Below are 20,719 nucleotides of genomic sequence, written 5' to 3'. Positions count from 1 at the left end.
ACGGCTATGGCAACAATCCGCTCGTTGACGGAGTCGTTCGGCGTATTGAAACGTAACCCCGTGGTGTTCCTGGCGGGGCTGGTGTACGCGGTCATCCTCCTCCCGCAGACGGCGCTCTCGCTGATGGAAATCCCGCTGCTTCCGCAAGCACTTCAGGCACTCACCTTCTTCATCACGCCATTCGTCCTCGCCGGACTGCTGGGGATGGTGTACGAGGGGCGAGTCAGGTCTACGGGTATCGGGACGTTCGTCAAAATAGGGAAATCCAAGTATCTCTCCTTGCTGGGCGCGAACCTGATTCAGGTCGCCCTCGGCATCATCTTCGGCATCGTATCGTTTTTCGTGTTGCTTGCGTTGGTTTTCGTCCTCGGGATCGGAATCACAACAACGAGTTCAGACTCCGGAATAGCCGCCTTCGGCGTCACATTTGTCGTAGCCGTTGCCGGATTGGTGCTCGTCTACCTGCTTGTCCAGTTTTTCCTGCAGTTTTACGCCCCGGCCATCGTCGTCGACAACGTCGGTGCCGTGGGGGGCTACCGTCGTAGCGTCGGGCTCGTGAAACGCAATATCATCCAGACGCTGGGTTTTGGTATAGTGAACCTCCTGCTGTCCCTGTTGCTCCTATCGCCGGGAATCCTCCTCGCCGTGGCCGCGTTCCTCGGCCTGGGTCCGTTTAGCGGCGCCAGTGCCGCTGGTCCAGGAGCCCCTGGTGCAAGCACTGCCGGTGCCAGCGGTATCTCCAGTACGACCGGGACGACGGGTGAGACCGGGTTTGGGCCGATGGTGATCGGGGGTATTGTCGCGTACTCGTTCCTCACGACCGTTATAATGACCCCGTTCAGGACGGCGTTCTCGGTGTCGTTCTACGACAACCATCGCCCGTCACACTGGGACTGAGACGTAGTGTCGCGGTGATTTCCGCTACAGCAACCCGTCTATACGGGCTACGCGTGGAACTCCCGCAGTAGTTCGAGGTCGCGGGCGGTCTTCATGAACTCAGCGAGCGGCCGCTCCGCACCGCAGCCGTCACAGGTAAACTGTGTCTCTGGGCTGGGGAGGTCCGTCGGCGTCGCTTCCCAGTGTTTGGTACAATCGGGACAGCGCAGTTGGAGCCAGGCCTCCTGCATGTCTCTGTGTGACAATGGAACAATTATATGTCTTGTGTCGACCCGCATTAGCAACCTCTGATTAGGCTTGTCTAAAAATAGGAAGGTTTTCTGTATTAGGCCGGCCTAAAACGAGTATGAGACGACGGGCGATGGCGAGTGAGCTCACGGCGGTGTGACAATGGTCGGCCGCACCCTATCGGACATCAGAGCCCGCCTGGAGGACCTCTCTGTCGCCGTCGGACCGTTCCGGGTCGTCAGCGCCAAGACAGGTGACGGGCCGTTCCCGGTGACCGGGCTACAGTTCCCGGACCGGGCGATGGCGGCCGAGGCGGCGACCGTCGCCTCGGCGTACCGGCGTGCGCTCCGCCGGTACGACCCGCGCGTCACCGTCCACGACCTCGTTGTCACGGAGGCGACGACGCTGGGTGCCACGAGCCCTGCACCACCACGGACGGTCCCCGAATACTGCCACGCCGTCGTCGGGGCGCTGTTCGAGACGCTATCGGACCGGCACGGACCGGTCGAGCGGACGGTCATGGACGCGTATCTCGAGGCGGTAGAGCGCACGAGCGACCGGGAACGGCTCTGCCTGACGATGCTGGAACGCGCCGCCGAGGCCCTCGATGCCCAGTTGTCCACCACCGAACAGGCCTCGGTCCTGCTGGCGACGGCGGATCGCCTGCCGACACGAGACGGAGACGAGGACCCCCTCGCCGACGCGCTCCAGACGCTCCGGACCACCGGACTGCTGGCGGATTACGTCCTCAAATCGACACCAGGCGGCCCGGGTCGGCGCGTCCTGCGTGTCAGACTCGACGGGTATCGGCCGTCGCTCTCGACCGACCGCTGCCCGGTCTTGCCCGTCGTCGTCGAGTTGCTCCGCCGGACTGCGGTGGCGCCGCACATCACGGACGCGACCCGGACAGCGAGCGGGTGGGCGTTCCGCGTCACCACGACGGGTGATGCGCCCGCTGCCGCCCTTTCTGTCGCTGAATCAACTGGTTAAAATTTCCCTCGGGGGAACTGGTGGACCGTAACGAATACACGACACCCCTGAGACGACCGACATATGGGAGTCGCAGTAATCGGCGCGTCGATGACGAAGTTCGGGCAGCGCGACGCTTGGCTCCAAGAGCTCCTCTCGCAGGCGGGCGAGGAGTGTCTGGACGATGCCGGCGTCAGCCCGAACGAGGTAGAGCACCTGTACGTCTCCAACATGGCAAGTGGCGAGTTCGAGGGCCAGACGGGCGTGATGAACCTGCTGGCCCACGACCTCGGGGTCCTGCCGGCGTACAGCGAACGGGTCGACCAGACCTCCTCGTCGGGCGGGGCGGGCATCTACGAGGCCTGGCAGTCGGTCGCCTCAGGGGCTAGCGAGATGACCCTGCTCGTCGGCGGCGAGAAGATGACCCACAAGACCACCGGCCAGGCGACGGATATCATCGCCTCCATCACGCATCCGGCCGAGTACAAACACGGTATTACCCTCCCCTCCTTCGCCGGGCTGACCGCCCGGCACTATCTGGAGCGCTTCGACGCCCCGCGGGAGTCGCTGGCCCGCGTCGCGGTCAAGAACCACAAGAACGGCGTCGACAACCCCAACGCGCAGTTCCAGAAGGAGATCACGACGGAGAAAGCGCTGGAATCGCCCATCATCGCTGACCCGCTGCGTCTCTATGACTTCTGTCCAATCACGGACGGCAGCGCCGCGATGATGTTCACCACGGAGGAACGCGCAAAGGAGCTCACCGACGAGTACGCCGTCGTCTCCGGCATCGGCGGGGCCACCGACACCCACGTCGTCCACGAGCGCGACGACCCGACGATTATGCGCGGGGTCGTCGAGTCCAGCGATGAGGCCTACGAGATGGCCGGGATCGGTCCCGACGACCTCGACGTCGCGGAACTGCACGATATGTTCACCATCCTCGAGTTCCTCCAGCTGGAGGGTATCGGCGTCGCCGACCAGGGCACGGCCTGGGAGCTCGCGATGGACGGCACGACTCAGAAGGACGGCGACCTGCCCATCAACACCTCGGGCGGACTCAAATCAAAGGGACACCCGCTGGGCGCAAGCGGTGTCGCTCAGGGCGTCGAAATATACGAACAGCTCGTCGGCGAGGCCGGGCCGCGACAGGTCGAGGCCGAGACCGCCCTGGCGTGTAACGTCGGCGGCTTTGGGAACTGTGTCATCACCACTATCATGGAGGCAGGCAAATGACGCTGGAAGCCGGTATCTGTCCGAACGGTCACGTATCGTACCCTACGCATCCGCGCTGTCCGGACTGTGGGCAAGAGCAAGAGGAGACCACGGACCTCTCAGAGGAACGGGCTGAGGTCGTCACGTGGACGAAATCGACCGCGACGCCCCCGGGTGTCCGGGAACCCAACACCATGGCAATCGTCGAGTTCGACATCTCGCATCTGGACCTCGAAGACACGTTCGTCCGGGCGCTGGGTCAGGTGACGACCGAGGACGTCGAGACCGGCGACGTCGTCGAACCGGTGTACGTCGAGGAACTGCGCGACCCCGACGTGGGACTCAAGAGCGCGAATCCGGAGAGTCAGGACTGGGACGGCTACCGCTGGGACCCGGTTTGAGTCTCTGGTCGGCCAGTGACCGCTGCCCTCATCTAACTCGGTCCTCGGGCCGCTACTGCTGGTAGTCGGTGTGAGAGAGGGATTCCCCGCTCCCTACTGCGGCTTCGATTCTGTCCAGTCCGTCGGCGACAGTGCAGTGACCACACGGTCCCGCGTGGGGGTAGACGCCGACGAGGTCGTCGTCCTCCCAGTAGGTCACGCAGGCGACCGGCAACGTGACGACGGAGTCCTCACCCGTGAACGCGCTGTGTCGGTCCCGCCGGTCGAACGCCGGGACGAGCGAGCAGCCGCTATCGGTCGCCCACTGCTCCAACGCCTCGATATCCGATGTCTCGCGGGGGTCCACACCCGTCGAGAGTCGGTTCCAGTACGTGACGACGACGTCGTCGACGAGCCCCTGCTGGCGGAGCGAGTCGACCCGGCCGAGAACACTGGTCTGGCGCCGTTCGGTCCTGTCAGCGACCGGCCGGCGTAGATACACCGCTACCTGTCTGTTGTGACTCATGATACTGTCCACCCGATAAGTGTCCTACGACGAGACCGGTATTAGCCGTATCGGCGTCCATGTCAGACGGTATCAGTCCGCGGTGGTGACGGTGACTGTCCCGGCCGGCATCGGTGCCCGGCCCGATTCGAGGTCGTCGAGACACTCCTCGATGGAGTGGGGTGTGCCCCCGCGGGCGAACGGAGCGACCTGGACCAGTTCGTCGTCTTCGTAGCAGGCGAGACACAGTGCGGGCATGACCAGTTCGGTGCGCTTCTCGGCGGTCTTCCAGCTGTAACAGAGCCGCGTGTCGAAGAAGGGCGAAAGCGACGCGCCCGCCTCGGTCGCCCAGTCGCGGAATTCCTCGTACTGGGTCCGCTCGGGGCAGTCCTCGTCCGCGACCGGGACGCGTTTCTTCCAGACCGTGGTCTCGAACGCATCGATAACTCCCGCACACTGCAGCTCCTGCAGACGGTTCTCGACGGTAACTCGTCGGTGCTCCGAGGGTGTCGGCAGCTCAGCTCTGACGAACAGCTCCGCGCGACGGGTCTGTGGACACTCTGTGTTCGGCATCGGTACCGGATGGAACACCTCTACAATAATAAAACATTATGTTTATTGGGTTATGTTTACGTCCCACACACGTCAGTTGCCGTCCTCGCCGTTCCCGTCGCTCACGTCGTCGATATCGTCCTTGATAGACCGGAGCTCGGCGTCGACGTCGACCGGGACATCGGTGGCTTCGACACTGTCGAAGTCACCGTCGACCGACTCGCTCTCGGCCAGCTGCTCGGCCAGTGACGCCCGGAGCTTTCGGGCCTCGGTCAGCAGCTCTCTGGCTTCGGCGTCCGGCGGCCGCCCCTCGACTGCGCCCTGGAGGTCCGAGAGCGCCTCGTCCAGCCGCGCGAGCGTCGCCCGGCTCAACTGCGTCGCGCGCTCCTGAACGCCTCCGCCGCTCGTCGCTGTCGCCGGTCGGCCTTCGGCGAGGCGGAGCGCCCGGCGCAGGAGCTTCAGCGCCTCGATGTTCGTCTTCAGCACGAGGATGGCGGCCGGAATCGTCACGTCGCTGGTAAAGCGGAGCAGTTCCTCCGGCGTCGGTGGGCGCGGGCGGCCACGCTCGGTTCGGGGTTCCACCTCCCGCTGGAGGTCCTGTAGCGTTTTGACGAGTTCCGAGAGCAGGGTGGAAATATCTTCTTCGGGATCGCTCATACGCTCACTTGGGTTGTCGAACACAAAAGCCCGCCGCGAAGATTAGGCAGACCAAAACCCTTTTAGCTTTAGGTCTGCCTAATCATTGGTAATGGCAACGAAGGCCGAGGAACTACGGGCCCCCGAGGCAGAGACAGACGAGTGTCCGACAGTGACTGCCCACAAGAGTCACACCGAACGGACCGTTTTCACGGAGAGCGGTAACAAAGAAGGGTGGATTGCCACCGACCTCACCGTCGAACTCTGGCGCTAACATCTCGTTCTGTCGACGGTCTGCAGTCGCTGTACGTCTTCTCGAAATTCCGGTAAATTACCGGAGTCGCGCTCTCAGCCCTGGACGAGCGTGTCGCCCGCGAGGTAGTGCTCGATGTGGTGGGCGTCTTCCTCGGTCTGGACCAGCAGTTCGCGCAGAATCTGGGCCGTCGCGTGGTCACCGAGGTTCTCTGCCAGTTCGATGTGGTCCCGCGTCGCCTCGATGATGTCGCCGTAGACCTCGAGGTCGTGTTCCAGCGAGGTACGGATGTTGTAGACGTCCTGGCCCTCGTAATCGACGGACGCGTGTTCCTCCTGTGCGGCCGGCCCGGAGATGGGCGTGCCGCCCAGCGCCTGTGCGCGCTCGGCCAATTCGTCGGCCGCCTCTTCGAGGTTCATCGCCGCGTCGCCGAGGAACAGGTGGAGGTCGCGGAACTCCGCGCCCTCTACGTTCCAGTGGTGCTTCTTGACCTGGTGGTAGAGGACGTAGACGTTCGCGAGGTCCTGGTTCAGGGCGTCGATAATCTGCTCGGACTTCTCTACGTCGAGCCGAAGGTCGTTCTCCTCGACGGTTCCGAACTCGCGACTGACGTGTTCTTGTGTAGCCATTGTCGTTTACTCGTACTCGCGGCGCACACTTAAAACTTGGCTTGCTGGAAAACTATTTTGCGAAAGTAAAAATTCGATTTCCGATCTGGCTACTTTTTCCGTCAGTATCCGAGGTCACCGCACTCAGGGTCGCCCGGCGACGAGCGCGACGTGGCCCTCGGGTATCGAGGCAAACTCGACGGCGTCCGTCCGGATGGTCTGTTCCTGGTGGACGGCGGTGACGGCAGCCAGCGTCTCGTCCTCGAACTCGAGGTAGTCGGCGTACTCCTCCCAGACAGTCGGCGGGAGCGCGAGGATGAACACGTCCGGCGTGCGGACGAGGACCGGGTCGTCGTACTGCTTGCGCCACTCGTAGACCAGGTCCTTGACGCCGGGGTTCGCCCGCATCGTCCGCTGGTGGCCGGCGAGCGCGTCCCGTAACGCCCCTTCTTCGATATCGTTGTGCTGGGCGGTCGTCCGTATCACTGCCAGGTCAAAGGGCGCGAGGAGGTCGTCGTCTGTCATGCGACCGGGTTCGCGACCCGGACACATAGCCCCTGCTCATGACACGCCGCTATTATACCCGATTAAGCCTGTCAATCCCTGTGCTTCGGCAGCTATTTCCACGCGGAATCGCAATTTCAGACGAGAGGAATGGGACGATTATCTACACTGTTTGGGCCGGAACGGGTCGCCGTGATTGGCGCGTCAGAATCGGAGGGTTCTGTCGGCCGCGCTATCACGGAGAACCTGCTTGCATCGTACGAGGGCGAGGTCCTGGCGGTCAATCCGAACGCCGACGAGGTCCTCGGGCTCACCTGTTACGACGGTATCGAGGACGTCGACTCGCCGGGGACCGTCGACGTGGCCGTCGTCGTCGTGCCGCCACATATCGCCGTGGACGCCATCCGCCAGTCCGGCGAGGTCGGCATCGAGAACGTCGTTGTCATCACCGCCGGCTTCGGTGAGACCGGCAGCGACGGGGCCGCCCGTGAACGCGAGCTCCGGGAGGTCGCCGAGGAGTACGACCTCAACCTCGTGGGCCCCAACAGCCTCGGCGTGATGTCCACGCCGAAGGGGCTCAACGCCACCTTCGGCAACGAGATGGCGACCGAGGGGGACGTCTCCTTCATGAGCCAGTCCGGCGCGTTCGTCACCGCGGTGCTTGACTGGGCCGCCGAGCGGGACGTCGGGTTCAAGGACATCGTCTCCCTTGGGAACAAGGCTATCCTCGACGAGGGCGACTTCGTCGCGGAGTGGGGGGAAGACCCCGACACCGACGTCATTCTGGGCTATCTGGAGGACATAGACAACGGTGAGGAGTTCATCCGCACCGCCCGTGAAGTGACACAGGATACGCCCATCGTCCTCGTCAAGTCCGGCCGGACCGACGCCGGGGCCTCGGCCGCCGCCTCACACACCGGGGCCATGGCGGGATCCGAGCGGGCCTACGAGGCCGGCCTCGAACAGGCCGGGACGTTACGGGTGGAATCGGTCCAGGAGCTGTTCGACTACGCACAGATTCTGTCGGGCCAGCCCCTGCCCGACGGCGAGGAGATCGCCATCGTCACCAACGCCGGCGGTCCCGGCGTGATGACGACCGACGCCGTGGGGGACTCGGACCTCTCGCTGGCTGAATTCACCGACGAGACCTTCGAGGAACTCCGGGAGACGATGCCCGAGGCGGCCAACATCTACAACCCGGTCGACATCATCGGCGACGCGCCCGCCGAGCGGTTCGAATCGGCCCTGGAGACCGTCCTCGCGGACGAGAACGTCTCGATGGCCGTCGTCGTCGCCTGTCCGACCGCCGTGCTCTCCTTCGAGGAACTGGCCGAGGTCGTCGTCGAACAACAACAGCAGAGCGGCCTGCCCGTCGCGACGACGCTGATGGGGGGCAAATCCGTCGGCGCCGGACAGGAGATTCTCGCGGAAGCTGGTATCCCGCAGTACTTCGACCCTGCCCGCGCCGTCGGCAGCCTGGACGCCTTGACTGAATACCGGAACATCTCGGAACGGGAGTTCGAGGCGCCCGAGACCTTCGACGTGGACCGCGAGCGCGCCCGGGAGATCCTCCAGGGCGCGACCCGACGGGACACCAACCGGCTCGGCGTCGAGGCGATGGAGCTGCTCGAGGCCTACGGAATCCCGACCCCGCAGGGCGACGTCGTCGACTCGCCGGCTGACGCCGAAGCCATCGCCGAGGAGATTGGCGAGGACGTGGTCATGAAGATCGTCAGCCCGGACATCCTCCACAAGTCCGACATCGGCGGCGTCGAGGTCGGTGTCGCCCCCGAAGACGTTCGGGACACCTACGAGGACCTGGTCGTTCGCGCGCGCAATTACCAGTCTGATGCGACCATCCTGGGCGTGCAGGTCCAGGAGATGGTCGACCTCGAGACCGGGACAGAGACCATTCTCGGGATGAACCGGGACCCGCAGTTTGGCCCGCTCTTGCTCTTTGGCCTCGGTGGTATTTTCGTGGAGGTGCTCGAAGACACCACTGTCAGGGTCGCGCCGGTGAGCGAACCCGAAGCCAGTGCAATGCTCGACGACATCGAATCCGCACCGCTGCTACAGGGCGCCCGCGGCCGCGAGCCGGTCGACCGGGCGGGGCTCGTCGAGACGGTCCAGCGGCTCTCACAGCTCGTCACGGACTTTCCGGCCATCGTGGAACTGGACATCAACCCGCTCGTCGCGACGCCAGATGGCGTCACGGCGGTCGACCTGCGGCTCACCCTCGACCAGGAGGAACTATGACCGACACGCTACTCGTAACCTCAACCGAAGAAGGAATCGGCAAGACAGCAATCACCATCGCGCTCGCGAAGGCCGCACAGGAGGCCGGCGAGGACGTCGGCTACATGAAACCGAAGGGGACGCGGCTCCAGAGCGCCGTCGGCAAGACCCGCGACGAGGACCCCATGCTCGCCCGCGAGCTGCTGGATTTCGACGCCGAGATGCACGAGATGGAGCCCATCGTCTACTCGCCGACGTTCATAAAGGAGGCCATCCGCGGTCGCGAGGACACGGACGAACTCCGCGAGCGCGTCGTCGAGAACTTCGAGGCGCTGGCCGAGGACCGCGACACGATGCTCGTCGAGGGGAGCGACAGCCTGGAGACGGGCGGCATCGTAGACCTCACCGACGCGGACATCGCCGAAGCGATAGACGCCCGCGTCCTGCTGGTCTCTTCTTACACCGAACCCGGTGACGCCGACGAGGTCCTTGCCGCGGCCGACCAGCTGGGCGACCGGCTCGCCGGCGTGCTGTTCAACGGCGTCACCGAATCGGCGATGGACGAACTCGACGACGACGTCATCCCGTTCCTCGAGGGGCGTAGCGTGTCGGTGTTCGGTGCGCTCCCGCGGGTGCAGGACCTGGCCGGCATCACTGTTGGCGACCTCGCCCGTAGCCTCGGTGCGGACGTGCTCACAAACGAGGCGTCGACCGACGTCCACGTCGAGCGGTTCACCGTGGGCGCGATGGGCGGCAACAAGGCCCTAGACCAGTTCCGCCGCACCCGCGACGCCGTGATGGTCAGCGGCGGGGACCGCTCGGAGGTCCAGACCGCTGCCCTCGAAGCGTCGGGTATCAAGGCGCTCCTTTTGACCGGCGGCTTCCGGCCGGCCAGCGCCGTCCTCGGTCGGGCCGAGAAGGAGAACGTCCCCATCCTGCTGGTCCAGTCCGACACCCGGACGACCATCGACCGCGTGGAAGACGTGCTCCACTCCGGACGCACCCGTGACGCCGAGACGGTCACGCGGATGCAGGAGCTGCTCGGCGACGGCGTCGACGTCCACTCGCTGCTCCGGCTCTCGGAGTAGCCCCGGTTTCCGTTGCGGTTCCAGCCGTTGTGAGCGGAGCAGAGACAGTCTATCTGTCGATATCTCCAGTCGAAACCCACCTCAGCTTTTTTATTGTCTGACGCACTCACCCTAGGTGGAGCCTCTCCGGCTCCGTAGTGTCACACGCTCGGGGACACAAGTCCCCGACTTGTTCCCTTTGTGCGCCCGCCGATTTCGCCCGCGTTCTCAGTCAGCGCCGCCGACGTACGAGCAAAAGAGTAAGCCGTCAGTCTTCAGTTCGTATGCCACGTCGGTCTCGAAGGCCGTGTAGTCGAACGGCTCGGTGACGACGTGGTAGCCGTTCGGCGTCTCCCTGACGAGTCCCACGGTCGTTTCTGTCGACAGCGCGGATTCGAGGCGGTCGGCCTCAGCCCGTGTGGCGTCGTCGAGGTCGAAGATGAAATACGAGTCGTCCGCACAGCCGTCCGACTGCAACACCGATTTGTACTCGCTGTCGACCCGCGTGAACTTCGCCGTGATTTCCTCGTTGCCGTGCAGGCGCATCTCTAGCCAGTCGTCCGTTCGCCGGCGCAGGTCGAACGTCGCTGTCAGCGCGTCGCGGGCGTTGACGGTGAGATAGAGCCGGTAGGTGGCGTCGAACCTGCTCGTGGCGTGGGCCAGCTGGGCGACCGTCTCGGGAAGGTCCCCGGTGTCCGTGACGACTTCGCGAATCGTCGGCCGGTCGCGTTCGTCGGTCTCCGGGTTCTCCTTCGCCCTGGCGATAGCTACGAGGAGGTAGACGCGGTCCGGGCCGAATTCACAGAACGCCTGTAGTTCGTCGATATCGACCGTCATACCCGAAGCTCACATATCTGGACAATAAGACTGCCGTCAATCGTCTGACTGCAGTTCGGACTTGCTCTTTGCGCTGCCGGCCGCGGTTTCAGGGGCGCTCTCGTCGGCCTCGCGCGCTTTGACAGCCTCGGGGTCGAACTCGTTTGTCTCCCGGTTGGGTTCCAGCCCCGCTTGCTCGACAATTTCGATGTCGTCGGCGGGTGACTGACCTTCCGTCGTCAGGTAGTCGCCGGTGAGGATGCCGTCCGCACCCGCCTCCAGGGCAGCGACCTGCCCCTCCGTGTCGAGGTTGACCTCGCGACCACCGGTCAGACGCACCCGGGCCTCGGGGTGGAGCAGCCGGTAGACGGCGATGGTTTTGATGACTTCCTCGGTCGTGATATCAGGGAGGCCCCGTTCGGCCAGCGGCGTCCCCTCGACGGGGTTGAGGATGTTGACGGGGAGCGAGGAGACGCCGATGTCCTGCAGTGCCATCGCGGCGTCGACGCGGTCGGTCGGGGACTCGCCCATGCCGAGGATGACGCCGGCACAGAGGTCCATGCCGGCCTCCTTGGCGATCTCCAGCGTCTCGACGCGGTCCTCGAAGCTGTGGGTCTGGACGATTTCGGGGAAGTAGCGCGGGGAGGTCTCGATGTTGTGGTTGTAGTGATTGAGTCCCTCCTCGGCCAGAATCGCGGCCTCCTCCTCGGTGAGGATACCCAGGGAGGCGTCGACTTCCACGTCCGTCTCGTCACGCACCAGTCGGATGGCTTCCAGTACTTCTTCCCACTCTTCGGGCCGTTGCTCCTTCGAGACGCCCTTCTCGGCGAGGACGATACCGAACCGCTGGGAGCCGTCCCGTTCGGCTCGCTTTGCGGCCTCGAGAATCTTCTCCGGCCCCAGGAAGCCGTAGTTGTCGATGCCGGTGTCGAAATGGACCGACTGAGCACAGAAGCCACAGTCCTCGGCGCAGTTGCCGGCCTTCGCGTTGACGATGGAGCAGGCGTCGACAGTGCCGTCGCCCAGCTCGGAGCGGACGACGTCCGCGCCCGCGGCGAGTGCGTCGACGGGCTGGGCTATCAGTGCCAGCCCGTCCCGCCGGTCGAGTCGCTCTCCGTCCAGTACGCGGTTCACTGCCTCGTCGACCGTTCTGTTGCCCGTCTCGTAAACCACAAGTCGAATGTCTGTTGACGGCCCGATAAAGATTCGGGTGGCCGACAGGCCTTCAGTAGATGTCGTCTAACTCGTCGGCCGTATCGGCGTGTTGCTGGCCGGGGAACTCGCCGGACTCGACGGCCTCGACGTAGTCGCCGACGGCGGATTCGACCTCCCCGCGAACGTCGCCGAACTGTTCGGCGAAGGGTGGCGAGGACTCCGCGAGGCCGACCACGTCGGTGAACACGAGCACCTGTCCGTCGCAGTCGCCGCCCGCGCCGATGCCGATAGTCGGAATATCCAGCGCCTCGGTCACCTGGGCCGCGAGGTTCGCAGGCACGTGTTCGAGCACGAGCGCGAACGCGCCCGCGTCCGCGTGGGCCCGCGCCAGCTCGAGTATCTCCTTCGCTTCCTCGCGGTCGCTGGCCTGCTGGGTGTAGCCAGTCTGATTGACGCTCTGTGGCGTCAGTCCCAGATGCGCCATAACGGGGATGCCGAGGTCGGCAAGCCGTTCGGTCAGCTCGACGGTGTGGGGGCCCGACTCCAGCTTGACCGCGTTTGCGCCCTCCTCTTTGAGCATCCGGCCGCAGTTCTTGAGGCTCTCGCTTTCCTCTGTGCCAAAGGAGAGGAAGGGCATATCGGCGACGACCAGGGCGTCGTCGGTCCCCCTGGCCACGGCACCGACGCGGGAGGCCATCTCGTCGACGGTCACGGGAAGGGTGTCCTCGTGACCCAGCACGGCGTTGCCCATGCTGTCGCCGACGAGGACGACGTCCACCCCAGCGGCCTCGACGAGCGCCGCCGTCACGGCGTCGTAGGCCGTCAGCATCGTTATCGGTTCGTCACCGGCCATCGCCTGCAGGTCCCGAACGGTGGTCATGTGCGTGGCCGGGCGCTCCGGGATATTACGTGTTCGGGTCGGCGTCGAACAGCCCCATGTCTCGGCCGAGCTGGTCGGTCAGGGCGTCCAGCACGTCGGGGTCGACCTCAGCGACGGCCTCGCCGTCGTGGAGCTGTTCGTTGTGTCTGGCCACGGCACCTTCGACATCCTCGAACGGCACCTGTGTCCGCGTCTCGCAGGCCGTACAGACGACCGGTATCTCCGGCATATCCTCCTCGGCTGTCATAGCGGCCGGTTTGCGACGGGTAGTGAAATAAGGGACGGTCGCCGAGAACCGCAACCGCCTTGCCGTATCGCTCGGAAGCGTCGCCTGTGCCAGCAGTCGAGCAAACGGACCCGGACGGCGTCGACTTCGGGTGGGTGATGCAGGTCACCTTCGTCACGACAATCCTCCTCGGGTCGCCCGTCGTCGCCGCGGCCTCGCTGGGGACGCGGCTCCCGACCTGGACCAGCCGGGCAATGTTCGCCGTTCGGGTCGGTGCGGTCATCTGGATACTGACAGCGACTGCGGTCTACCTCTACGCGCGGTATCGGCGCTGATCGAACTCGCTCGCCCACGCGAATTCGGTGCCAGCTCGGCGCGCCGTCTCGGCGTCCCGCTCCGAATCCCCCACGAACACCGTGGATTCGGGACCGGCGTCGAGGTCGTCGACGACCGTCAGTAACCCCTCCGGGTCGGGCTTCTCCGAGCCCACCGAGTCACGGCCGACGACCGGGCCGACGGCGTGGGCTATCTCGTGGACCTCGAGCGCCAGTCGACAGGCCGTCTCGGCGTTGAGTGAACAGACCCCAACGGGAACGTCGTGGGGCAGGCCGTCGGCCAGCGACAGCCGTGTCGACTCTCGGGCGCCTGTCCGCTCGTATTCGGTGATAGTCGCCTCCACGACGTCGCGGTGGCCGGTCGTCTCGGACAGTTCCAGCATTCCCCAGAGGCTCGCCGTATCGGGCTCTACGTCGTGCTCTCTGAGGACGGCGGCGACGTCGCGGGCGACGACACCCCAGTCGACGGCGAGGTCGACCAGCGTGCCGTCGAGGTCGTAGACGACAGCGTCGTGGGTCACAGTCGAGTGTAAGCCGTCGGCTGGCAAATGCACTTCGACGAGGAAACTCGGTAGGTCTGGGAGAGTTACCGTGAGTCTGCGAGTTCGATATCCAGGAACTTCTCGAGGGCAAGGATAGTCGAGCCCTTGACGTTGGCCTGAACGGCCCGGCCCTGCTCGACGGCCAGCACGTCGTCCTCGGAGAGCTCCAGTTCGTCGGCGAGTTCGCCCGTCTGGAGCCCTTCCTCCTGGCGGGCTTCGGTGACGCGGGCGCCGTAGTCACTGACCAGATATGGGAGCTGGTCGGCGTCGTAGTCGGCGCCGTCCTCCCAGTGGGAGGCGTCGGCCGACTGGGAGTCTTGCATCTTCGCGGTGTTCTGGGCCGCTCGACGCTTTCGGTCCCGTTCGTCCGGTGAGTCGCCGCTCGACGGGCCCCCGCCGCTCTCGCCGTGGTTCTGTGCACAGTCCCGACAGAGCTCCAGCGTCGCTCCGGCGACGCTTTCGGTCTGTGTGTCGCCGGTGGCGCCACAGAGTTCGCAGCTCCCGCCGGCGCTGTTGCCCCCGCTGCCGGTCGAGTATTTGGCCATGCCCCCGGTAGCGGTTTCGTCATATTTGAAACATCCGGTTCGATGGGATGGCACACTCTCTCGGTGCGGGACGCAAACGAAAGCCCTTTTATCCGACCGCGGGATACGATTTATTGCAGCAAGACGCAGCGAGCGTGGGTAGCCAAGCCAGGCCAACGGCGCAGCGTTGAGGGCGCTGTCCCGTAGGGGTCCGCCGGTTCGAATCCGGTCCCACGCATTTTTGCCACGAGCGAAACCGCGAGTGGCAAATTCGTTCAGCGGATTCGAAGCACGGAACGAGCGAGCGGCGCGAGCGAAGTTCAGGCGGTTCGAATCCGGTCCCACGCATTTCTACTGAGCGCGAACGGGCGTGAGCGCTCTGTAAATCGAACGGAGCGATTCGAACCCTGGAAGACGAGCGTAGCGAGTCTTCATCCGGTTCGAATCCGGTCCCACACATGATGAACAACTCCTCAGCGGTTGTTCTCACCCATCCTGAATTCAAGACGTGATAATTGGGCCATAACTATTTTTAACTATGCGTCCAATAATTGTAATATGGCACCGTTCTGGTGCCACTACCCCCCCACCCCCACCCCCACTTTCCGTACTGTTCACTGACGAGCGGCCAGCACGCGGAGCCCTGTATCAGTTCGCTGAGCGCCGGCTAATCGGTGTCGAGGGGACGGAATTCCTTTTCATATCGCGTCCGCTCCTCGCAAAATGGAAGGGGCGGGACCGAGCGAAACCGGAGGTTTCGCGAGGGTCGAGAGAGCCCGATGGCGTCTCTCGGGATTCGAACAGAAGCCAGACGTGCTCGCTTCGCTCCGCGCGACTGGCGTATTCGAATCCCTCGTTTCCATTTGCTCGTCGCGTCCGCTCCTCGCAAAATGGAAGGGGCGGGATTCGAACCACGCGGAGCCCTGCGAGGGAAACTACCAGGCCGTTTTCTGGCATTCTGGCCGGCAGCGCTCTACCACTGAGCCACCCTTCCGAACGGATATCCGTTAGGACGGGTCGGTCAAATATGTGACGGGGTTGGCCACTCATGGCGGGCGGCGAACGGACAGCACAGTTATGTTGAGTGCCCGACACACATTTATTCACACCGTGTGAACAGTTTCGTCGTGAGCTACACCCGAGTCAACTACGAGGACGTCGAACCGGTCGGAGGCGCGATGCACTTCATGCGGGACCCGCTTGCGTGTTCGAATCTCGGCGTCACCGTCGTCGAGTGTGAGCCGGGCTGGACCGGCAAGGAACACGACCACGGCGGCAAGGAACACGAAGAAGTGTACGTACTGGTCGAGGGGGCGGCGACCGTCGACGTGGACGGTGAGCCAGTCGAGTTGGAGGCGGGCGACGCGCTCAGAGTCGACCCAGACGCACGGCGACAGATTCGAAACGGCGACCAGGAGAGCCTGTTCGTGCTCGTTGGTGCGCCGTAGAATCGCGGAAAAGTCGGCGACTCAGTAGCTGCGTTCTTTCGGCTCGTAGGTCTCTTCGTCGCCCTCGAGCTCGACCGGCTTGTAGTACAGCTCCGGCGTGCCGTCCGACCAGGCCAGCATCGTGTGTTTGATCCACTCGTCGTCTTTGCGCTCTTGGTGTTCCGCGCGCCAGTGAGCGCCGCGGAACTCCTCTCGGGCGAGCGCGCCGAGCGTGATGGCCTCGGCCACGTCTAAGATGTTGCGGGTCTCGATGGTGTGGATGAGGTCGGTGTTGTAGGTGCGCGAGGGGTCAGACACCGCGACGTTCTCGTACTCTTTGCGGGCCTCGCGGATGTCCCGCAGCGCGTCCTTGAGACTCTCTTCTTCGCGGAAGACGTTGACGTTCTGGGTCATCGTCTCCTGGACGTCCGCGCGGACGTTCGCGTGGTTGATACCGTCCTCTTCGAGCAGGGTCTCGACGCGTTCGCGCTCGTTCTCGACGGCGTTCTCGATGACGGCGGTCGGTTCGACCGCGGCACCGTCCGCGACGACGTCCTCGCTGCTGGCGTCGATGGCGCCCGGCTCGACCGGCGGCTCGACGGCGCCGTCCTCGCTCTTCGCGGAGGGGCCGGTGCCGATTTCGGCGGTCTTCATGTCCTTGCCGGCGGCGTGCCAGCCGGCGCGAGCGCCGAAGACGAGCAGCTCGGGCAGTGCGTTGCCGCCCAGCCGGTTCGCGCCGTGCAGGGAAACACACGCGGTCTCGCCGGCGGCGTAGAGGCCGGAGATACAGGTCTCGCCGTTCTCGTCGCACTCGACGCCGCCCATGGCGTAGTGCTGGCCGGGCTTGACCGGCATCGGCTCGTCTAGCCCGTCGACACCCTCGAAGTCCTCCGCGAGGTGGAGGATGTTCTCCAGACGGTCGAGGATGCGCTCCTCACCGAGGTGGCGCATATCGAGGTCGACGTACTCCTCCTCGATACCGCGGCCCTCGTTGATTTCGGTCAGTTCCGCTCGCGAGACCACGTCGCGGGAGGCGAGTTCGCCGTCGTTGTTCGCGTAGCCGTACTCGAACATGAACCGCTCTTCCTCGCCGTTGTAGAGGATGCCGCCCTCACCGCGGACACCCTCGGAGATGAGCACGCCCGTCGAGGGGAGCGTGGTCGGGTGGAACTGAATCATCTCCATGTCTTCCATCGGCGCGCCCGCGCGGTAGGCCATTGCACAGCCGTCGCCGGTGTTTGCGACGGCGTTGGTGGTGTGGTCGAAGGCCTGCCCGAGCCCGCCGGTGGCGAGGATGACGCCGTTGTTCGCTTTGAACCCGTGAATCTCGCCGGACTTGATGTCGTAGGCGACACAGCCGTGACACTCGCGGTCCTCGGGGTCCTCGTGGTCGGTCACGGCGAGGTTTGTGACGTACCACTCGTCGTACACCTCGATGCCGCGCTTGACCGCCTGCTCGTACATCGTGTGTAGCAGGTGGTGGCCGGTCTCGGCGCCAGCGTAGGTGGTCCGCGGGAACGACATCCCGCCGAAGGGGCGCTGGGAGACGCGGCCGTCGTCCTCGCGGGAGAAGGGCATCCCCCAGTGCTCGATCTGAATGACCTCCTCGGGTGCTGACTTGGCGAAGGTGTCGACTGCCGGCGCATCGGCCAGATAGTCCGACCCCTTCATCGTGTCGTAGGCGTGGAGGTCCCAGGAGTCGCCGTCCCGGAGCGCGGCGTTGATACCGCCCTCCGCTGCGCCGGTGTGGCTGCGCACCGGGTGCAGTTTGGTCACGAGGGCCACGTCGGCGCCCTCCTCGTCCGCTGCGATGGCCGCTCGGAGGCCGGCGCCGCCCGCGCCGACCACGATAACGTCGTGTTCGTACATTGTATGGTAAAGGTTGTCTGGCGGTCCTTGGGACTACCAGAACTTGAGGTTGTTCTTGACTGCTTCGCGTTTCAGCTCCTGGATGTGCTCGGTCAGCGGGATGTCCTTCGGGCACACCTCGGTACAGGAGAACTGGGTCTGACAGCGCCAGACGCCGTGTTCCTGTTCGATGATGCGCAGGCGCTCCTGCTTGCGGTCGGCGCCTTCGCGTTCGTCCATCGCGAACCGGTAGGCCTTGTTGATGGCCGCGGGGCCGAGATACTCGTTGTCGCCGGCGGCGATGTTACAGGAAGACATACAGGCGCCACACCAGATACACCGCGTGGACATCTTCACCTTCTCGCGGTTCTCCCGGGACTGGCGCTGTTCCTCGAGCTCGTCTTCGGGGAGGTCGTCGGCGTCGAAGTACGGCTCGACGGCGTGCATCTGGTCGTAGAAGTGTTCCATATCCACGACGAGGTCCTTGACGACCTCCTGGTGGGGGAGCGGTTCGATGCGCACCGGCGACTCCAGTTCGGCGAGCTGTGTCTTGCAACCCAGCATCTGCCGCCCGTTGACAAACAGCGCGTCTGACCCACACACTGCCTGCCGGCAGGAGTGTCGGAAGGTCAGCGAGGAGTCGTACTCGTCCCGGGCGTAGATGAGCGCGTCGAGGACGGTCATCCCCTTGTGGAACGGGACGCGGAAGTCGTCGAAGCGCGGCTCCTGCTTGCCCTCGACCTCGGGGTCGTAGCGGAACACTTTGAGGAGGACGGTCTCCTCGTCGTCAAGCGTCGCCTCTTCGGTCTCGCGCTGTGCTTCTCGCTCGGCCTCGCGTTCACGCTTTTCCGCGCGACGCCGCTCTCCGGGCGATTCGATTTCGGCCTCCTGTTCCTCCTGTTCGGTCTCCGTCTCCTGTTGTTCTATCTGTGTACTCATTATAGGAACCCGTTCATGGCAAGTGCGACTCGCGTGCCCTGTGCGACCAGTAGCAGGCTGGCGACGACCAGCACCCACTTGACAGCGGTCTTCTGGGTGCCCTCGATTCCCTGGTTGACGAGCGCGTTGTAGACGCCGTTGACGCCGTGGAACGTCGCTGTCACGAGGAACAGCCACATCGTCGCGAAGTAGCCGACCTGACTCATCCGCGCCTGTGTGCCAGCGAAGGTGATGTCGGCGGCGTGGTTCGCGAAGTGCAACAGGAGGAAGTGGAAGGCCAGCACGCCGATGAGGAACACCGCTGTCAGCCGCTGGAGCAGCCAGCGGCGACCGCCCCGTTCGAAGGAAGAGTAGTGTTCCGCCATTATGCCAGCGGCCCCCCGAGGAAAGTCGGAATGCTCGCGACGGTGATAGCGCCGGTCAGCACCATCGACGCGTAGAAGCTTTTGTCCTGTGCCTCCAGCCCGACGCCCAGGTCGACCATCAGCAGGCGAACGCCGTTCAGAATGTGAAAGACCGCGACGGCCAGCAGTCCGACTTCGAGGAACCGGACGACGAGCAGGGCTTCGAGACCCTGGAGCGTGTTCGTGTACAGCTCGGCGCCCCCCAGAGAGGTACTCAGGACGGCGATGTGGGTAAACAGGTAGCCCACGAGCACCCAGCCGGTGAACTTGTGGAAGATCCAGGCCCACATCCCGGCCGAGAACTCCCGCCACCGCCCGAAGTCCTCGACGGTGCCACGATTGTAAGACTGACTCATACAGGTGGCTTAGTCCGGGGACAGATAGTAGTTACTACCGCACCCGCCTTTCGCCGGAATCAGGGCTACCGGCCCCGTCAGGTTGTTTGCATGGAACATAATCGGCCACGAAATCGGCCGTCTGTTCAGCGTCACGGGGGGTGTTCGGGGTTGGCACTGAACACCGGTTCTTCCCGGCTCCGTTCGAGCGCGCGAAGCGTGCGCTCGTCCAGGTGGACGAGGTGACAAAGCGGATTGCCGGGATAGACCAGCGGGTTCTCCAGTACCCCGACGAGTAACCCGGTGAAGGGGGCTCTGACAGTGGTGCTGTCGGTTTTGAACGGGTTCGCGATGGTACAGATGATTTCGTCCTCGTAGACCAGCCCGCCTCGCTCGTGGTGCATATCGACGAGGCCGCCAGCGTCGGCTCGAATCCAGGTCTTCTCGTCCGTGTTCTCGATGACGGTGCGCCAGCCGGGCCAGCGCACGACCTCGGAGTCTAACATCTCGAACTCCGCCAGGACAGACCGGACGCTGTCCAGCGCGCTGTCGATGAGCGGTCGCTGGAACCGGTGGGCTTCCCCCATCTCGATGGTGATAGTGGGCGTTCCCGCCTCGCTGGCCTCCCGCCGGAGCGAGCCCGACGGTCCCTCAGATGAGATGATGACGTTCGAGGCAAAGGCCTTCGCGACCCGCGCGACGGGCTCGTCGTCCACGTCGGCCCGGACGTGCAAGGTGTTGGTCCGCCCGCGCGTGGAGGTGTGGAAGTCGAGTCCGAAGTCACAGGGGTCGACGAAGTTTCGGAAGATGCGGTGGGCCATCCGCTTGGCGCTCGTCGATTCGGGGTCGCCCGGGAACGAGCGGTTGAGGTCGCGGTCGTAGATAGGCAGATACCGCTCCTGTGCCAGAAAGGCCGGCACGTTCAGCACGGGGAGACAGACGAGCGTGCCCGCCAGTTCGCCGAGGTCCCACTCGTGGGCGACCTCGCGAACCACCTCGATACCGTTGAGTTCGTCGCCGTGGGCCGCCGCCGAGAGGAAGCCAGTCGGTCCCGGTCGCTCCCCGTTGATGATGGTCACGGGCATCCGAACCGGGTCCCCGAGATACGTCTCGCTGACGGTGTACCGGACGTTTTGTGTCTCGCCTGGGTCCACTCGCCCCCCGTCGTACGTGAACGGCTCGGCCTCGTCCATGCAGCAACAAGTGTGATACACTCTATATAAACCTCCGGACAGGAAC

The 20,719-nt window shown here is 64.5% G+C and carries 26 protein-coding genes and 2 tRNA genes; 10 read left to right on the top strand and 18 right to left on the bottom strand.

The features are described from left to right. Positions 1–6: 6 nt before the first annotated feature. Positions 7–897, top strand: a complete 891-nt coding sequence (locus P1K32_RS00625; RefSeq protein ID WP_276250799.1) for a DUF7847 domain-containing protein — start codon at positions 7–9, stop codon at positions 895–897. A gap of 47 nt (positions 898–944) precedes the next feature. On the opposite strand, the gene P1K32_RS00620 is transcribed toward P1K32_RS00625, so the two are convergent. Next, positions 945–1,127, bottom strand: a complete 183-nt coding sequence (locus tag P1K32_RS00620; protein WP_276250798.1) for a DUF7836 family putative zinc-binding protein — start codon at positions 1,125–1,127, stop codon at positions 945–947. Between the two features lie 160 nt (positions 1,128–1,287). On the opposite strand from P1K32_RS00620, the gene P1K32_RS00615 reads away from it, so the two are divergent. The 3 genes from P1K32_RS00615 to P1K32_RS00605 all read left to right on the top strand — a co-directional run bounded on the left by P1K32_RS00615 (position 1,288) and on the right by P1K32_RS00605 (position 3,710). Further along, entirely contained in the window at positions 1,288–2,115 is an 828-nt protein-coding gene (locus P1K32_RS00615) for a DUF7551 domain-containing protein (RefSeq protein WP_276250797.1), read from the top strand. 63 nt (positions 2,116–2,178) lie between these two features. Next, complete coding sequence (locus P1K32_RS00610; protein WP_276250796.1) at positions 2,179–3,330, top strand: thiolase family protein; 1,152 nt, start codon at positions 2,179–2,181, stop codon at positions 3,328–3,330. Then, positions 3,327–3,710 carry a Zn-ribbon domain-containing OB-fold protein gene (locus P1K32_RS00605; RefSeq protein ID WP_276250795.1) on the top strand — a complete coding sequence of 128 codons (384 nt, stop codon included), beginning with the start codon at positions 3,327–3,329 and terminating at the stop codon, positions 3,708–3,710. Before P1K32_RS00610 ends, P1K32_RS00605 begins: the two co-directional genes overlap by 4 nt. Before the next feature lie 52 nt (positions 3,711–3,762). On the opposite strand, the gene P1K32_RS00600 is transcribed toward P1K32_RS00605, so the two are convergent. From P1K32_RS00600 to P1K32_RS00590, 3 genes are all read right to left on the bottom strand, one after another. Further along, positions 3,763–4,215, bottom strand: coding sequence for an HTH domain-containing protein (locus P1K32_RS00600; RefSeq protein WP_276250794.1), 453 nt, complete (start codon positions 4,213–4,215; stop codon positions 3,763–3,765). Positions 4,216–4,287: 72 nt separating this feature from the next. After that, positions 4,288–4,767, bottom strand: coding sequence for an HTH domain-containing protein (locus P1K32_RS00595; RefSeq protein WP_276250793.1), 480 nt, complete (start codon positions 4,765–4,767; stop codon positions 4,288–4,290). Positions 4,768–4,839: 72 nt separating this feature from the next. Beyond that, positions 4,840–5,403, bottom strand: a complete 564-nt coding sequence (locus tag P1K32_RS00590) for a DUF7547 family protein (protein WP_276250792.1) — start codon at positions 5,401–5,403, stop codon at positions 4,840–4,842. Between the two features lie 91 nt (positions 5,404–5,494). Here P1K32_RS00590 and P1K32_RS00585 point away from each other — a divergent pair, with 91 nt between their 5' ends. Beyond that, entirely contained in the window at positions 5,495–5,656 is a 162-nt protein-coding gene (locus tag P1K32_RS00585) for a hypothetical protein (protein ID WP_276250791.1), read from the top strand. A 74-nt stretch (positions 5,657–5,730) separates the two neighbouring features. Here P1K32_RS00585 and dpsA read toward each other — a convergent pair whose 3' ends face one another. Together dpsA and P1K32_RS00575 are read right to left on the bottom strand one after the other, a co-directional pair. Further along, positions 5,731–6,264, bottom strand: a complete 534-nt coding sequence (gene dpsA / locus P1K32_RS00580) for a DNA starvation/stationary phase protection protein DpsA (RefSeq protein ID WP_276250790.1) — start codon at positions 6,262–6,264, stop codon at positions 5,731–5,733. A 123-nt stretch (positions 6,265–6,387) separates the two neighbouring features. Then, positions 6,388–6,768: a DUF8048 family protein gene (locus P1K32_RS00575; RefSeq protein ID WP_276250789.1), complete on the bottom strand. Its 381-nt coding sequence runs from the start codon at positions 6,766–6,768 to the stop codon at positions 6,388–6,390. A gap of 129 nt (positions 6,769–6,897) precedes the next feature. On the opposite strand from P1K32_RS00575, the gene acs reads away from it, so the two are divergent. Both acs and P1K32_RS00565 read left to right on the top strand, forming a co-directional pair. Further along, positions 6,898–9,003 carry an acetate--CoA ligase alpha subunit gene (gene acs, locus P1K32_RS00570; protein ID WP_276250788.1) on the top strand — a complete coding sequence of 702 codons (2,106 nt, stop codon included), beginning with the start codon at positions 6,898–6,900 and terminating at the stop codon, positions 9,001–9,003. Further along, positions 9,000–10,070: a phosphotransacetylase family protein gene (locus tag P1K32_RS00565; RefSeq protein WP_276250787.1), complete on the top strand. Its 1,071-nt coding sequence runs from the start codon at positions 9,000–9,002 to the stop codon at positions 10,068–10,070. Before acs ends, P1K32_RS00565 begins: the two co-directional genes overlap by 4 nt. Before the next feature lie 207 nt (positions 10,071–10,277). On the opposite strand, the gene P1K32_RS00560 is transcribed toward P1K32_RS00565, so the two are convergent. The 4 genes from P1K32_RS00560 to P1K32_RS00545 are packed head-to-tail and all read right to left on the bottom strand — an operon-like array spanning position 10,278 to position 13,147. Further along, entirely contained in the window at positions 10,278–10,886 is a 609-nt protein-coding gene (locus tag P1K32_RS00560) for a hypothetical protein (RefSeq protein WP_276250786.1), read from the bottom strand. A 36-nt stretch (positions 10,887–10,922) separates the two neighbouring features. Continuing rightward, the gene (bioB, locus tag P1K32_RS00555) at positions 10,923–12,038 is read right to left on the bottom strand and encodes a biotin synthase BioB (protein WP_276250785.1); all 1,116 of its coding nucleotides are present in this window, start codon (positions 12,036–12,038) and stop codon (positions 10,923–10,925) included. A gap of 52 nt (positions 12,039–12,090) precedes the next feature. Beyond that, a complete protein-coding gene (gene panB / locus P1K32_RS00550; RefSeq protein WP_276250784.1) occupies positions 12,091–12,900 on the bottom strand; it encodes a 3-methyl-2-oxobutanoate hydroxymethyltransferase in 810 nt (269 codons plus the stop codon). A gap of 25 nt (positions 12,901–12,925) precedes the next feature. Beyond that, complete coding sequence (locus tag P1K32_RS00545; protein ID WP_276250783.1) at positions 12,926–13,147, bottom strand: DUF8149 family protein; 222 nt, start codon at positions 13,145–13,147, stop codon at positions 12,926–12,928. A gap of 86 nt (positions 13,148–13,233) precedes the next feature. On the opposite strand from P1K32_RS00545, the gene P1K32_RS00540 reads away from it, so the two are divergent. Then, complete coding sequence (locus P1K32_RS00540) at positions 13,234–13,461, top strand: DUF5822 domain-containing protein (RefSeq protein ID WP_276250782.1); 228 nt, start codon at positions 13,234–13,236, stop codon at positions 13,459–13,461. Here P1K32_RS00540 and P1K32_RS00535 read toward each other — a convergent pair. Both P1K32_RS00535 and P1K32_RS00530 read right to left on the bottom strand, forming a co-directional pair. Continuing rightward, positions 13,440–13,982: an HAD family hydrolase gene (locus P1K32_RS00535; protein WP_276250781.1), complete on the bottom strand. Its 543-nt coding sequence runs from the start codon at positions 13,980–13,982 to the stop codon at positions 13,440–13,442. The two genes, P1K32_RS00540 and P1K32_RS00535, sit on opposite strands and share 22 nt — an antisense overlap. Positions 13,983–14,047: 65 nt before the next feature. Continuing rightward, positions 14,048–14,548, bottom strand: a complete 501-nt coding sequence (locus tag P1K32_RS00530; RefSeq protein ID WP_276250780.1) for a helix-turn-helix domain-containing protein — start codon at positions 14,546–14,548, stop codon at positions 14,048–14,050. A 132-nt stretch (positions 14,549–14,680) separates the two neighbouring features. Between P1K32_RS00530 and P1K32_RS00525 the strand changes: the two genes are divergently transcribed. Beyond that, a tRNA-Leu gene (locus P1K32_RS00525) sits at positions 14,681–14,765 on the top strand. 653 nt (positions 14,766–15,418) lie between these two features. Here the strand turns inward: P1K32_RS00525 and P1K32_RS00520 are convergent. Further along, positions 15,419–15,521 (bottom strand) — tRNA-OTHER (locus P1K32_RS00520). Positions 15,522–15,654: 133 nt separating this feature from the next. Between P1K32_RS00520 and P1K32_RS00515 the strand changes: the two genes are divergently transcribed. Continuing rightward, positions 15,655–15,975, top strand: coding sequence for a cupin domain-containing protein (locus P1K32_RS00515; protein ID WP_276250779.1), 321 nt, complete (start codon positions 15,655–15,657; stop codon positions 15,973–15,975). A 21-nt stretch (positions 15,976–15,996) separates the two neighbouring features. On the opposite strand, the gene P1K32_RS00510 is transcribed toward P1K32_RS00515, so the two are convergent. The 5 genes from P1K32_RS00510 to P1K32_RS00490 form a co-directional block, all read right to left on the bottom strand. Continuing rightward, a complete protein-coding gene (locus P1K32_RS00510) occupies positions 15,997–17,823 on the bottom strand; it encodes an FAD-binding protein (protein WP_276250778.1) in 1,827 nt (608 codons plus the stop codon). A 33-nt stretch (positions 17,824–17,856) separates the two neighbouring features. After that, positions 17,857–18,741, bottom strand: a complete 885-nt coding sequence (locus P1K32_RS00505; protein ID WP_276250777.1) for a succinate dehydrogenase/fumarate reductase iron-sulfur subunit — start codon at positions 18,739–18,741, stop codon at positions 17,857–17,859. After that, a complete protein-coding gene (locus tag P1K32_RS00500) occupies positions 18,741–19,106 on the bottom strand; it encodes a succinate dehydrogenase hydrophobic membrane anchor subunit (RefSeq protein WP_276250776.1) in 366 nt (121 codons plus the stop codon). The genes P1K32_RS00505 and P1K32_RS00500 overlap by 1 nt, the downstream gene beginning before the upstream one ends. Next, positions 19,106–19,501, bottom strand: a complete 396-nt coding sequence (gene sdhC / locus P1K32_RS00495; protein ID WP_276250775.1) for a succinate dehydrogenase, cytochrome b556 subunit — start codon at positions 19,499–19,501, stop codon at positions 19,106–19,108. Before sdhC ends, P1K32_RS00500 begins: the two co-directional genes overlap by 1 nt. Before the next feature lie 131 nt (positions 19,502–19,632). Then, positions 19,633–20,673 carry a succinylglutamate desuccinylase/aspartoacylase family protein gene (locus P1K32_RS00490; RefSeq protein ID WP_276250774.1) on the bottom strand — a complete coding sequence of 347 codons (1,041 nt, stop codon included), beginning with the start codon at positions 20,671–20,673 and terminating at the stop codon, positions 19,633–19,635. Positions 20,674–20,719: the final 46 nt, after the last annotated feature.

It is taken from the genome of Haloarcula rara (assembly GCF_029338235.1).
Lineage (GTDB): Archaea > Halobacteriota > Halobacteria > Halobacteriales > Haloarculaceae > Haloarcula > Haloarcula rara.
The sequence above is the reverse complement of the archived record's forward strand: the minus strand, read 5'-3'. Positions and strand labels throughout refer to the sequence as shown.

Coding starts and splice junctions, on each gene's coding strand:
- P1K32_RS00625 (WP_276250799.1), top strand. CDS start 7: ATGGCAACAATCCGCTCGTTGACGGAGTCGTTCGGCGTATTGAAACGT.
- P1K32_RS00620 (WP_276250798.1), bottom strand. CDS start 1,127: ATGCAGGAGGCCTGGCTCCAACTGCGCTGTCCCGATTGTACCAAACAC.
- P1K32_RS00615 (WP_276250797.1), top strand. CDS start 1,288: ATGGTCGGCCGCACCCTATCGGACATCAGAGCCCGCCTGGAGGACCTC.
- P1K32_RS00610 (WP_276250796.1), top strand. CDS start 2,179: ATGGGAGTCGCAGTAATCGGCGCGTCGATGACGAAGTTCGGGCAGCGC.
- P1K32_RS00605 (WP_276250795.1), top strand. CDS start 3,327: ATGACGCTGGAAGCCGGTATCTGTCCGAACGGTCACGTATCGTACCCT.
- P1K32_RS00600 (WP_276250794.1), bottom strand. CDS start 4,215: ATGAGTCACAACAGACAGGTAGCGGTGTATCTACGCCGGCCGGTCGCT.
- P1K32_RS00595 (WP_276250793.1), bottom strand. CDS start 4,767: ATGCCGAACACAGAGTGTCCACAGACCCGTCGCGCGGAGCTGTTCGTC.
- P1K32_RS00590 (WP_276250792.1), bottom strand. CDS start 5,403: ATGAGCGATCCCGAAGAAGATATTTCCACCCTGCTCTCGGAACTCGTC.
- P1K32_RS00585 (WP_276250791.1), top strand. CDS start 5,495: ATGGCAACGAAGGCCGAGGAACTACGGGCCCCCGAGGCAGAGACAGAC.
- dpsA (WP_276250790.1), bottom strand. CDS start 6,264: ATGGCTACACAAGAACACGTCAGTCGCGAGTTCGGAACCGTCGAGGAG.
- P1K32_RS00575 (WP_276250789.1), bottom strand. CDS start 6,768: ATGACAGACGACGACCTCCTCGCGCCCTTTGACCTGGCAGTGATACGG.
- acs (WP_276250788.1), top strand. CDS start 6,898: ATGGGACGATTATCTACACTGTTTGGGCCGGAACGGGTCGCCGTGATT.
- P1K32_RS00565 (WP_276250787.1), top strand. CDS start 9,000: ATGACCGACACGCTACTCGTAACCTCAACCGAAGAAGGAATCGGCAAG.
- P1K32_RS00560 (WP_276250786.1), bottom strand. CDS start 10,886: ATGACGGTCGATATCGACGAACTACAGGCGTTCTGTGAATTCGGCCCG.
- panB (WP_276250784.1), bottom strand. CDS start 12,900: ATGACCACCGTTCGGGACCTGCAGGCGATGGCCGGTGACGAACCGATA.
- P1K32_RS00545 (WP_276250783.1), bottom strand. CDS start 13,147: ATGACAGCCGAGGAGGATATGCCGGAGATACCGGTCGTCTGTACGGCC.
- P1K32_RS00530 (WP_276250780.1), bottom strand. CDS start 14,548: ATGGCCAAATACTCGACCGGCAGCGGGGGCAACAGCGCCGGCGGGAGC.
- P1K32_RS00510 (WP_276250778.1), bottom strand. CDS start 17,823: ATGTACGAACACGACGTTATCGTGGTCGGCGCGGGCGGCGCCGGCCTC.
- P1K32_RS00505 (WP_276250777.1), bottom strand. CDS start 18,741: ATGAGTACACAGATAGAACAACAGGAGACGGAGACCGAACAGGAGGAA.
- P1K32_RS00500 (WP_276250776.1), bottom strand. CDS start 19,106: ATGGCGGAACACTACTCTTCCTTCGAACGGGGCGGTCGCCGCTGGCTG.
- sdhC (WP_276250775.1), bottom strand. CDS start 19,501: ATGAGTCAGTCTTACAATCGTGGCACCGTCGAGGACTTCGGGCGGTGG.
- P1K32_RS00490 (WP_276250774.1), bottom strand. CDS start 20,673: ATGGACGAGGCCGAGCCGTTCACGTACGACGGGGGGCGAGTGGACCCA.